Annotated in this window: 9 protein-coding genes; all 9 read left to right on the forward strand. The window is 36.9% G+C overall.

Annotated features, from left to right (window positions below):
- The first annotated feature begins 52 nt into the window (after positions 1–52).
- The 9 genes from glmS (at position 53) to OZY43_RS03230 (ending at position 13,362) form a co-directional block, all read left to right on the forward strand.
- Positions 53–1,864: a glutamine--fructose-6-phosphate transaminase (isomerizing) gene (glmS, locus tag OZY43_RS03190; protein ID WP_277165896.1), complete on the forward strand. Its 1,812-nt coding sequence runs from the start codon at positions 53–55 to the stop codon at positions 1,862–1,864.
- A gap of 73 nt (positions 1,865–1,937) precedes the next feature.
- Positions 1,938–2,753: a Cof-type HAD-IIB family hydrolase gene (locus tag OZY43_RS03195; protein WP_277165899.1), complete on the forward strand. Its 816-nt coding sequence runs from the start codon at positions 1,938–1,940 to the stop codon at positions 2,751–2,753.
- A 28-nt stretch (positions 2,754–2,781) separates the two neighbouring features.
- On the forward strand, positions 2,782–3,219 hold the full coding sequence (locus tag OZY43_RS03200; protein ID WP_277165901.1) for a CopY/TcrY family copper transport repressor: 438 nt from the start codon (positions 2,782–2,784) through the stop codon (positions 3,217–3,219).
- Between the two features lie 30 nt (positions 3,220–3,249).
- A complete protein-coding gene (locus OZY43_RS03205) occupies positions 3,250–3,957 on the forward strand; it encodes a hypothetical protein (protein WP_277165903.1) in 708 nt (235 codons plus the stop codon).
- A 398-nt stretch (positions 3,958–4,355) separates the two neighbouring features.
- Positions 4,356–5,876 carry a glycosyltransferase gene (locus OZY43_RS03210; RefSeq protein WP_277165905.1) on the forward strand — a complete coding sequence of 507 codons (1,521 nt, stop codon included), beginning with the start codon at positions 4,356–4,358 and terminating at the stop codon, positions 5,874–5,876.
- Between the two features lie 107 nt (positions 5,877–5,983).
- Positions 5,984–10,162, forward strand: a complete 4,179-nt coding sequence (locus OZY43_RS03215; RefSeq protein WP_277165907.1) for an SLAP domain-containing protein — start codon at positions 5,984–5,986, stop codon at positions 10,160–10,162.
- 112 nt (positions 10,163–10,274) lie between these two features.
- Positions 10,275–11,057 carry an accessory Sec system protein Asp3 gene (gene asp3 / locus OZY43_RS03220; RefSeq protein ID WP_277165909.1) on the forward strand — a complete coding sequence of 261 codons (783 nt, stop codon included), beginning with the start codon at positions 10,275–10,277 and terminating at the stop codon, positions 11,055–11,057.
- Positions 11,058–12,512, forward strand: a complete 1,455-nt coding sequence (locus OZY43_RS03225; RefSeq protein WP_277165910.1) for a glycosyltransferase — start codon at positions 11,058–11,060, stop codon at positions 12,510–12,512.
- Entirely contained in the window at positions 12,493–13,362 is an 870-nt protein-coding gene (locus OZY43_RS03230) for a hypothetical protein (protein WP_277165912.1), read from the forward strand. The genes OZY43_RS03225 and OZY43_RS03230 overlap by 20 nt, the downstream gene beginning before the upstream one ends.
- Positions 13,363–13,374 lie beyond the last annotated feature (12 nt).

Genomic DNA, 13,374 nt, shown 5'->3' on the forward strand with positions numbered 1-13,374 from the left:
AATCTTAAATAAGTCCATTTTTGAGAATTGAACTAGACCAAAGGAGAAAAATATGTGTGGAATTGTTGGAATTATCGGTAAATCTGCTAGAGAAGCTATCTTGAATGGTTTAACTAAGTTAGAATATCGTGGCTATGATTCAGCTGGAATTTATTTAAATGACTTGCAAGGCAAGCAATATTTAACTAAGACAGTTGGCCGCATTCAAAATTTGAAGGATAAAATGACCAGCGATGAGCAAGGTCAAGTTGGAATTGGTCATACAAGATGGGCTACTCATGGTAAGCCAACGATTGCTAATGCGCACCCGCAATTTGATGAAACTGGGCGTTTTTATCTTGTACATAATGGCGTGATTGAAAATTATCAGGATATTAAAGACAAGTATTTGCAAGATACAACTTTTGAATCAAATACTGATACTGAGGTTGTCGTTCAACTGATTAGTAAGTTGGCTCGTGAGCAAAAGTTAACAGCTTTTGCGGCTTTAAAGGCGAGTTTAAAACTGATTAAGGGTTCTTACGCATTGCTATTGATTGATAATACGCAGCCTGATCACATTTACGTCGCTAAAAACAAGTCGCCATTGATGCTGGGATTAGGGGATGGCTTTAATGTAATTGCTTCTGATGCCTTGTCAGTTCTTGATCAAACCAAAACTTTTGTTGATCTGCATGATGGTGAAGTTGCCGATATTACTAAGGATAATTATCAACTTGAAACAATTGCTGGTAACAAGGTGACGCGCAAGCCTTATCAATTGAACATCGATCCTGATGCAGCATCAAAAGGAACATATGAATTCTATATGTTAAAGGAAATCGCTGAGCAGCCCAGCGTCTTGCGTCATTTGATTCAATATTATTTGACTGAAGATGGGACACCTAAGTTGGCTCCAGAGATTGTGGATGCGTTGGCACAAGCTGATAAGTTTTATATTTTTGCGGCTGGAACAAGTTATCATGCTGGTTTAGTTGGTAAGATGCTGCTTGAAAAATATGCGGGGATTCCTACAGAAGTGGACTTTGCTTCTGAAGCTGGTTATCACTTCCCAATGATGAGTAAACATCCGTTTTTGATTTTCTTGTCTCAATCTGGCGAAACAGCAGACTCACGTGTGGTTTTGCAAGAAGCAATTAAGCGCAACCTGCCTAGTTTAACGTTGACTAATGTTCCGGGATCAACATTGGCCCGAGAAGCAACTTACGCGCTGTCTTTAGAGGCTGGCCCAGAAATTGCAGTTGCTTCAACTAAAGCGTACATTGCTCAAGTAGCAACGCAGGCAGTTTTGGCTAAGGCCGTGGGTGAAAAATTATTAAAGCAAGAAGCCCGAAACTTTAACTTAGCAAATGATCTAAGTCTGGCTGCTGAAGGAATTGAACAAGTACTTACGCAGCAAAAGAAAATCGAGCAATTAACTGATCAAATAATTATACCGTCACGTAATGCTTTTTATATTGGTCGCGGGATTGATTACCCAGTTGCTTTGGAAGCAGCATTAAAGTTAAAGGAAGTTTCTTATATTCAAACAGAAGGATTTGCGGCTGCGGAATTAAAGCATGGGACAATTTCACTAGTTGAAAAAGGGACACCAGTTGTTGCGTTAATTAATGATCCAGTTACAGCTGACTTGATGCGGGGTAATATTCAGGAAGTAATTGCCCGTGGCGCGCAAGTGATAATTATTGCTAAGCAGCAACTAGCTAAGGCAACTGATGATCTAGTTTTGCCTGAGCTTAATTATTATTTATCACCATTGATTACAGTGGTTGTCGCCCAGCTCATTGCCTACTATGCTTCAAGGGATAAGGGGTTAGATGTTGATAAGCCACGCAACTTGGCTAAAAGTGTTACAGTAGAATAATTAATGAAAAAGTCGTAACTAGTTACGACTTTTTGTATAATAAAGGAGATGACTAAATTGTGGGAGGTACATAATGACGATCAAATTAATTGCGGTTGATCTGGACGGTACTCTGTTGACAGATACGCAAAAGATTATGCCAGAAACGGAGAAAGCACTTAAAAAGGCAAGTGAGCAAGGAATTAAAGTTGTCTTAGCCACAGGGCGACCATTGTCTGGTGTAATGTCGTATAATAAGCAATTAGGGCTATCTGGCAGTAAGCAGTATAATATTGTCTTTAATGGTGCAGTTATTCAAAACTTGGTTGGTAAAGTCATGATGGATCAAAAAATGGGGTACCGTGATTTTACTAATATGTTGCGGCTGCAAAGATTGGCACACGTTAATTTGCACTTTGAAACGCCAGAATGTTTTTGGACTTGTGACCGCGATCTAGGTCTTAATTTAGCAACTAATGCCACGATGACACGTAATCAAATTAAAGTGCGCAAGGTTGAAGAAATTCCCCAAGATTTTTCGTTTAATAAAGTAGGCTTTAGCGTGATGGAAGATGAAGCTGAAGTCGAAAAGCTGTGGAATAACATTCCTGATTGGGTCTTTGGTAAGTATGACGTTGTGCGCAGCTTTGCGACAATAGTTGAATTGAATGTTAAAAATGCATCTAAGGGTAATGCCTTAATTGAATTAGCAGATCGGTTGCGGATTAAGCAGGATCAAGTAATGGTTTTTGGCGATCAAGGCAATGACGTTTCAATGTTTGCTAACCCTAATTTTAAGAAAGTTGCAATGGGCAATGCAATTGACTTAATTAAAGCTAATGCGGATTATGTAACAGCTGATAACAATAGCGAGGGAATTGCCCAAGCACTTAAAAAATTTGTTTTGTAGTAAAATGAATCTGAGTTGATAAATAATAATGGCAGAAAAAAGTAAAGGGCATAATATTTCAGAAGCTGAGTGGGAAGTTATGCGGATTGTATGGACACTAGGTAAAATTCATACAGGAGAAGTAATTAAGCAGCTTCAAGCTAAGAAAAACTGGTCGGAATCGACAATTAAGACATTAATGGGGCGATTAGTAAAAAAAGGCCTGCTGACTACGCATAAGGATGGTCGGCGTTTTGTTTACACAGCAACGGTAACCGAAAACCAAATGATGGTTCAGGTTACAACTGAAATGATGAGCCACATGTGTGATATGCATAAAGGACAAATGTTGATTGAAATCCTAAAAGGGATGCCATTATCCAAAAAAGATATTGCAACTATTGAACAAGAATTGACAGAAAAAGCGAAAACAGCTCCCACCATGGTTGACTGTAATTGTTTAGCTGCAGAGCAACATGATTGTTAAATGACAAAAAAGTTTAAGGAGGTCGATTGGGTGAAGAAGGTTAGCACAGTGTTATCTCGGATACTAATGGTGCTGTTAGTAGCTGGATCAGGGTTTTTATTATTAAGAAGTTCGGTAACGGTAAATGTGCCAGATACTCATAAGGTTGTGCGCGAGGTAATTAATAAGAGTGCTGCTAGTTCGACTGATTCTAGTTTAAAGACCTCACTTAAAATAGCGCAAAAGTGGGGGTTAGAAGATAAAATTTTGGCACCATTACCGCAAAAATATCATTATGACCTGTCATATACGAGTTTATATAATTTGAGTGCTGCTTATCAGGCGAATGGTGAATTAACTGCTGAAAATTTAAATTTGCCTACAGATAATCAAACTGAACGAGCAGTAAATTATTTGATTTTAAAGCAATTGAATGAAAATTTAAATGAGAATTCTAAGCAAGTTGGCCAATTAATTAGTATCTTTCAATGTTTTATTTTGGCTGTCCTCTTAGTATTTATCTTGGCTGCCCTGTTGATTTTATTTGGTAAGTATGGTGCTTCAGCAGCAGTTCTTCTTGCTAGTATTGGAACTTTTGGTGCATTGCAATATTGCAGTACCCAGCTAGTGCAAATTTTGCAAAGTGAGTTAGCTAAGGGAATTAGCTTTGTGATTTTACCGCAACTTTGGTGGGGACTGGCAATTGGTATATTTGTCGCTATTGTTTGGCCGCTATGCTTAAGAATTACTAAAAAATAATTTTTTAATATCTAATTTAAAAACTGTTATATCTTAAAAGGTATAACAGTTTTTTGTTGGCCTTGAACTGGTAACTAAAGCTGCATGAGATTGATTATTTTTTAGTATATAAAATAACAATAATTATATATACCTTTGCTTGAACAAACGCCTATATAACAGTTCATTTATTGAAAAGTTATCACAAAAATATCACAATTTCAGCTTGATTATATTGAGTTAATGCCTTATTATATGACAATGATGTTATATAAATAAGAACTATAAAAAATTAAAAAGCTCTTACGAATAGTGATGTTTTAAATACTTATGAAGTAAAAATTAAAGGGTCTGATTTCAGGAAGAACTTGTTATCAGGCCTTTTAGTATATTTAAATTAATATTAGATAGGAGAAAAAATGTATTATTTTTTAAATAATCGGCTGGATGCTAATAGTTCAGGAATAGAACATGCTGAAGTCAAACGACTGAAACTATTTAAACAAAATGGGGTTAAAGCTAAGATTGTTATGTGTGAATATAATCGTTTTGCCCATCAAAATTTGCCCTTGTATGGGTTGACTGAAGATGATTACGTTAACATGTTTGACTATTTTGCCGGTACTGTTAATTACACAGGTAAGCCCAAAACAATTGCAGATTTGCAGATTGCACCGAACTTTAGGGTTGAGAAGACTGCATCTGGCTATGATGTTTATGATGGTGAGTGGCAGACAATGGCAATTAACTTATTTGCCAACAAGCAGATTGATACAATTCGTTACTTTAATGGTGATGGTAATTGTACCAAGCAGGATTTTTATGATACGCGTGGCTTTAATAGCTTGACTCAGATCTATGCTACTGGCACTGGCAATTTGGTGTATGAATTATTTTTCCGGCCTAATGGCACAATCTATTATGAAATTTCGTATGAACAACGGCCTAATTGGTTAGCGGCTACTAATATTCAGTTGGTCGATCGTGAAGGTAACTTGCATTCGTTAATGAATTTGGGTCAAGCATTTACAATTATGCTTGATGACTTAAATAAAAATGATGGTGATACTAAGTCAACAGTTATTTCAGATCGCAGCAATATTACGAATGTACCAATGATTAATATGAAAACACCGGTAAGAAGAATTGAACATTTTCATAGTATTCATTTCCGTGATTATTGGGATCCAGATTCACCATTAACCTATAATTCGATATCTGATAATGAGTTATTAAGCAAAACTGATTTGATTGTAACCCCGGGACCGCACCAAGCTAATGATATGCGTGATCGGTTGAAGACGCAGGTGCCAATTGTGGCAATTCCCGTGGGAATTGTTCCTGATGAACAATTGCAGGCACCACAGATTTCAATGTCGCAAAGAAAAGCTGGAAAAATTATTGCCGTTGCCCGCTTATTCCCTGAAAAGCGGCTTGACGATACAATTAATGCCTTTGCACAAGTCCGCAAGCATAATCATCAAATTACGCTGGATATTTATGGCTATGGTAATAGTGGTGATGGCTATAAAGAAGAGAAGATGTTGAAAAAGTTAGTGCAGCAACTTCATTTGCAAAAAGCAATTCATTTTATGGGTTATACGCAAGATATGGATTCTGTTTATAATAATGCGCAATTGATGGTTATGTCATCGCGGTTTGAAGGGGCACCATTGGCAATTAATGAAGCCCAATCTCACGGCGTACCAGTGATCTCGTATGATACGCATTATGGTCCTGCTGACTTGGTGGCTGATGGCGTCAGCGGCTACATTACACCAGATGGTGATGTTAATGCATTAGCTAAAAAGATAAATGATTATTTTACTAATGAACAATTAATGCAAAAAATGAGTACAGCAGCTTATAAAAATGCTCAGCGTTTCTCTGCAGATAATGTATGGCAATACTGGAAGAAGTATGTAATTGATGCGGATTAGTATGCGATAATTCCTGTATAATTTAACAGAATATTTTGTTAAAATAAATAGGTTTAATTGACTGTAAATAACATATGTTATAAAATCAAATAAACAGGAGGATAACTATGCATTTTAATAATATAAAAGGAACAAGTACGGATAATTCGGATAAGTCTAAAAAGAATAGATTATATCAAGTTAGCCGCGATTTATTAGCTGCAGGCGCAGCCGGTATTGGTGGAGTTTTGGGTGGCTTAGTTGCTACTAACAAGACAGCACACGCAGCTACTAATGTACCTAAAGTTAAATTGGCTGGCAAAAATGCAACGCTAGCTAATATTAATTCAATGTCAATTCCTGCATCGCAAAATGGGTCAGCTTCAGTAAGTGATATTAGTGAAAATAATCATCATGATGAATCCACTGCTGCAACCAAAAAAGTACAGTCTGTAAGTCAAAAGCAGCAGACAGCTTCAACTAATGAAGCCAAGCCAGTTAGCCAAGAAGAAACTGCTAAAAATCAAACTGCAAAACCACAACAAGATAATGAAAACACGCAAGTGTTGTTGCGGGATACAGGTGCACATAGTACCGAACATAGTACCGACTATTCAGCTATCGCTTCAGAAGCTTCTATTAATGGCTCTTCAATTGTAAGTGCAATTGATTCGGGTAGTTTAAGTAATTCAATTAATGAATCTAATTTTGTATCTGTCTCTTCTGCTAATAGTGAGTTAGTAGCTAGTTCAAAAAGTTCATCTGATTCAGTATCAAATAGTTTACCTATAAGTTTAAGTAATGCCAATACAAGTATTTCTGATTCAAGTAAACCATTTGGTAGTAGACAAAGTTTAGTTTCCAATGTCCGTGATTCGTTATTAAATCTGTCACGGTCGAATAGCGCAGCTTCAGCATCTGCAGCTAGTTATCGAGCTTCACTTAGTCAGAGTGCAAGTGGTAGTGGCTCAACTAGTGTTTCAACTTTGAATAGTGCAAATGATTCAACTTTAATTGTCTCTACAAATGCTAGTGTATCTAATAGTACCAGTGTAAGTAATAGTGAGCTTACATCTAATAGTTTGTCTGGAGATAGTAATTTTAATAAATCACTGGAAGATCTTAAGACATCAATGGCTGATGTAATAGCTGCTAGTCAAACAGCTTCAGAATCATTTAGTACTAGTGTTAAAACGGCGAGTGCTTCAGCATCAACTTCAACTTCAGATAGTAAGACAGCTGCAAGTACTAGTGTTAATCTTGAAAATGAAAGTTTAAGTAAAACAGCCTCAATTATTAAGAGTGAAGATGCTTTACTTAATATCTTTAGTAATAGTGCTTCAATTTCAAAGGCAATTTCTGCAATTGATGAGTCTAACTCTACGTCTGTTTCTGTTGCTAATAGTCAATCTGTGTCTAATTCTCAAAGTACTTCAAAAAGCCTAGTATCAGCATCAGATAGTTTATCTGCTAGTTTATCTGCAGCTAATATAAGTATTTTGGATGATACTAAACCGCTTGATAGCAGACAAAGTTTTGCTTCAAATGCCCGTGATTCGCTCTTAACTGCATCCCAATCAAATAGTATAGCTGCATCATCTGCACCTAGTGAATCGGCTTCACTTTCAAAAAGTGCAAGTGGTAGTGACTCGACTAGTACTTCAACTTCACAGAGTGCAAATAATTCAACAGTTAACGCAAGTAATGATGCCAATGCATCTTTGATCACAAGCAGAGCTAATTCTGTAAGTGTAACTCCAGAAGTCAGCACCTTAATCGATAGTATCAATAGTGTAAGTACTAAGGATTCACAATCGCTTAGCCTAAGTACAAGTATTGCAAGTGAATCAGCTGCAACTTCAACTAATAATAGTAGGTTATCTGCATATGATAATTCTGCTTTACGATCCAAGAGTTTAAGTATTGCGGCATCAATCATTAGTGATGAGATGGGTTTCCTTGATGGGTTCAATGGTGCTACTTCTGCTTCAAGTGAGATTGCCTCATATAGTGAATCAGCTTCAAAGGCAACTTCTGCAATTAATTCAATTAATGATTCTAATTCTAAATCTGTTTCTGTTTCTAATAGCCAATCCATAGCTAATTCTCAAAGTACTTCAGAAAGTCAAGCATCAGATAGTTTAGCTGCTAGTTTGGCTGCAGCTAATGCAAGTATTTTGGATAATAATAAACCGCTTGACAGTAGACAAAGCTTTGCTTCAAATGCGCGTGAGTCGCTATCAACTGCATCCCAATCAAACAGTACAGCACTTAGTGAATCGACTTCACTGGCAAACAGTGTAAGTGGTAGTGGCTTGGCTAGTGCTTCAGATTCACAGAGTGCAAGTAGTGCAACAGATAGTGCAAGTAATAGTGCAAATGCATCTGAGCACACAAGCATAGTTCATTCTGTAAGTGTAACTCCAAAAGATAGTACTTTAATCAATAGTATCAATAGTGTAAGTACTAAAGATTCACAATCACTTAGCCAAAGTACAAATGATGCAAGTGCTTCAGCTGCAGCTTCAACTAATAATAGTAGGTTATCAGCATACGATAATGCTGATTCACAAGCCAAGAGTTTAAGTACTGCGGCATCAATATTTAAGAGTGAGAATAGTCTCCTTGATAGCTTCAATAGTGCTACTGGCGGTGGTTCGAATTCAACGAGCAATGGTGGCAACAGTTCTGGTTCACAGTCGTTTGATTCTAATTCAGTTTCAATTAGCCAAAGTGAAGCTGTCTCAATAGCTATCTCACAAAATTCAACTAATATTAGTAATTCGACTAGAGATAGTCAATCGGCTTCACGTTCTCAAAGTACTAGTTTGAGTACTGCTAGTGATAGTGCCTCAACTTCAACGAAGATTAGTGATTCTGCATCTAAGAGTATGTCAGCTAACCCGTCAAATGATCCGGACAGTATCAGCACTTCGGCTTCATTAGCTAGTGTTAGAGCTTCTGTATCTAAGAGTACGAGTATTAGTGCTTCTAGTTCAAATAGTCAAAGTTCTTCAGTTGCTAGTGATAGTGCTTCAGCATCGACCAGTGCTAGTCAATCAGATTCTACGATATCTAGTGCTAAAGATTCTGCATTGGATTCATTAACTGGTGGCTTCACATCACAAATTAACAGCGGCCTTCACGAAGCTTATAGTACAAGTGCATCGAGATCAACGAATACAAGTGCTTTAGATTCCGCTTCACGTAGTACGAGTTTAATTAGTGCTAGTGCTAGTGCTTCAACTTCAGACAGTTTGAGTACGTCGCAATCTAAGAATGCACCTGCATTTACGGATCCAGTACAGGCAAGTAATAGTGCTTCACAGTCGACCATTAAGAGTCAGAAAGCTTCACGGTCAGTTAGTGACAGTGTAACTAGTGCCAGCATCAGTGCTGCATCTAGTATGTCAGCTTCGGCTAATTCAACAGGAGCAAATGACGGTGACAGTAGTTTAGCTAATTCTCTTAGTGCCAGCACGTCTAGTTCGTTAGCAAATTCTAGTGATACAACAGGCGGAGGTACAGCAGGTGGCTCAACTGGTGGAACTGGCGGCTCATCAACCGGTGGAGGTACAACAGGCGGTAGTTCAACTGGTGGAACTGGCAGCTCATCAACCGGTGGAGGCTCAACTGGTGGTTCTACAACTGGTGGAACTGGCGGTCAGACAGGTACGAATACTAATAATTCGACTAATAACACAAATAATACAACTAATAATAATACCACCACGAATAATACGACCAATACTAATACAACCACTGAAAATAAGACGGTACGTTTCTTAACACATAATGCTTATTGCTACAATAATCAAGGTCAAAGAGTGGGTACAGTTATTTACTCACGCGGCGGCAAGATGGGTACTTATGGTGATAAGGTTGCAATTAATGGTCGGCAGTTCTATTCAATTGGTAATGGTAATTATGTTGCCGCTGGTAACTTCATTGGGTTTGAATCCAAGTTAAAGCATAATGCTCGTGTTTATACTAAGTCTGGTACTAAGTTAAAACAGAAGGTAAGAAAGCATAAGTGGATTAAGATCTACGAAAGTATCACTATTCATGGTAAAGAATACTACACTAATATTGATGGTAACTGTATTAAAGCAAGTAATTTTGTCGGCTTTGAATCGCGGTTGAAGCACAATGCCTTTGTTTATAACAAACACGGTAAACGTGTAGGGCTAAAGATTTTAAGGAAGAGAAAGTTAGTTAAGACTTATGGCAGTAAAATCATTAAAGGTAGAAAATTCTACTCAATTGGTAAAGGTAAATATGTTGCAGCAGGTAATTTTAAAAAATAACAATAATTAAATTGCCTAGTTGTTATTAATTTGATAGTTATAATAGGCATCCCGAATAACTTTATTGGGGATGCTTTTTGTTAGAAAGTTTTGTTAAAAATAAGGTCACAGAATGAAAACCAAGATAGAAAAAATATATTTATTCTTTTGTCCTACTGATCTGGCTTATCTGTATCTTAATGGTTCTCAAGTTCGCTTTACTGCTGATCAGGTCAGTTATGAAAATCCGCTGTTGACGCCCGGACAAAAAATTATTAATTGGGAAAATCGCCCGCATCAACCTGATTTTACGCCGAGCATGTATTTGCCTAATTTGCTTCCGCGAACAGCTTACAGCTTTAAGTTTAATGGGGAGTTTCATCCGCGCGACTCTGTGGCATTAGTAGTTAATGCATATGATGAAGATCAAAATAAAGTTAGTGAGCAGATTGTTACTTCAGCGGCACCAATGTTTACCCTGCCGCAAGAAACAGTAAGTTATAGTCTGGCATTAATTAATTTAAATACGGTCAAGTTTACGCTGACTAATTTAATTGTGGCGCGTGCAGCAATTATGACAAATTATCGGTTTAAGTTAGATAGAATTGCCAATTTACGTGTGCTTAAGATAACAAGTAAGTATGCAAAAGATAATCTGTTATTTGTGCATTTAGTAAAAAAGAGGTCAGTCATTCAAGAACTCAGTTTTATTGCTCAAGAACAGCACCTGTTTATCTTTGTTCCGCAAAACAGTAAGGGTGAATTATATCTTGAACCAGCAATGGTTGAACAAATTATTAATTACTTGATTCAAGCAGAATTACAACATTTTAGTTTAAGAATTGACCGTAATCGATTAACTGAACCGATAACTAAGCGGATGATGCAAGTTGATTTATCAGAGAGAGGAATATAGATGGATTTTTTTATTAATCAGGCAATGGGATTGGGAAATTCAGGAGTTGAGCACGCGGAATTTTATCGAGCAAAGCGATTTAAGGATGAAAATATACCTTATAAATTTGTCTTTGTCTCGCTGGTTCCCGAATTACATCAAGCAATGAAAAAGTGGCATTTGCATCGTGATGAAGTTATCAATATGTGGGAGTATTTTACTTTAGGTGAAAAGTATTTAGCTGACGGCTTACCTCGGCGGACTAAGCCTAAAAAAGCGGTAACGATTACCGATAGCAGCAATACAATTAGGTTGAAACATATTTATACTGATTCCGGCATGCATATTGTGGAACATTTTGTCAAAGAAAAAAACAAGCAGAAGCCTGAGAGCAAGGTGCTGGTTGTTCGCGTCTTTAAAGTTGAAATCTTTAATGCAAAAACAAATGAATTAAAGGCCACGTATGAAATTACTAATAGTGAAAATGTGGAATCACAGGTTCAAAATATTCATTTGTTTAATCAAGCAGGGCACCATTTATTTTTTGCTAATTTAGTAAAGCTTCACCGGTACTTTTTTGAGATTCTTGACCGCTTCTTTGGCGGACAAAGTAATTTTTATATTGATCGTGGTGACTTTGTCGATGAGGCATTGGTTCCGCATAAAATTCCTAATTCTAAAATCATCGGTATTATTCATGCGGATCACTTGGCAGATCGGAATGATCCTACAAAACCGTTGTGGAATAATTACTATGAGTATATGTTCAGACACCTTGAGGGATTTGACCGCATTGTTGTTGCGACAGAGTTACAGCGGCAAGATATTTTGGTTGATTTTCCAAAAGAAGGGGCAAGATTTGTGACTATTCCTGTTGGTGGCCTCACGTTACAACAACATCATCCACATAAAACTGAACTGAAGTCGTTGAAGTTAATTACGGCTTCACGGTTAGCTGCGGAAAAGCACATCGACATTGCCATTAAGGCCGTAGTTGCATTGCATAATGCTGGTCAGAAAATCAGCTTTGCGATTTATGGTCAAGGTGAAAAGAAGGATGAACTGGCTAAGTTAATTAAAGACAATCACGCAGAAGATTATATTGAATTGAAGGGATTGTCAGATTCATTAGCGCAGATTTATCCCCAATATGATGCGTTTATTTCAACTTCATTTTCTGAAGGCTTTGGCTTGACCTATATTGAGGCACTGAATGCTGGGCTTCCAGTTGTTACCTTTAAGGCGCGGTTTGGGTCAATGGCAATGATTAAAGACGGTCAGAATGGCTTTTTACAAGAATTAAAACGTGATGATGATCAGTTTAATGTTGATCAAATTATTAAAGGACTTAATCGGTTGCTTGCAGCTGATTATCCGAAGTTATGTGCGCAAACACAAGTGGGCATGGAAAAATTTAGTAATGAAACAATTGCACGTAGTTGGAGGAAATTGGTAGATGGATTACGAGTTAGTTAATCGAGTAGACACTCTAGATCAAGCAACATTGCAGGCGATTAAAGAACGCTTACAAAAAACAAATGGTAAATTACTGTGCCTTGGCTCAATGCCAAATATGCGTAATTTCTTGCAAGCTAACGGATTAAAGGGCACGACGTTAATTGATTTAATTACCAAAAGAAAATACGATCCTAAAAGTTATCGCTATTTTAATGAAGTAAATATTCCGGATTCGGGTTATGTTGAAGTATTAAAGAATGGCAGTATCTTTGCTAGCTATCAAGGTGATTATATTGCTCGAGAATATATTTTTCCTAATACAAGAAGAGCAGCCCAAGATATTAGATTTTTAAATCCTGACGGCAGTTTAGATTATATTGAAGAATATACTTCTGATGGCAAGTTATATAGTCACTTACTATATGCCAATAATGTCTTGCAAGAAATAATTTTCTTTAATTTACAGCGGCAACCTGTAATTAGATATTATTACTATAATAATGAAATTAATTTGGTTACAGTTGAGAATCCTAAGACCAACGCCATAATTAGTAAATATGATTCTTTAAATGAGTTTATTATTGCTGAACTAGCTCAAAAAATCGACAGTAAGGATACAGTTGGTATTAACTTCTTAGGAATTGAATTATCAGCTTTAGCACAGACAAGTTCACAAAACATTTATTATTTAAATGAAGATCCTTTAGATCAAAATGGCAATGTGCGGGCTAACTTAGCAATGATTTTGAATGATCAAATTCCATATATTGCTAAGGTGGTACTCACGCGGCGGCAATATTACGAAATTGAAAAGCAGCAGTTGCCTGTTAATAAACTTGAAGTTGTCAGTCATAAAGTAAGTAAATGATAGATTGAATTA

Source organism: Lactobacillus sp. ESL0785 (assembly GCF_029395455.1).
GTDB lineage: Bacteria > Bacillota > Bacilli > Lactobacillales > Lactobacillaceae > Lactobacillus.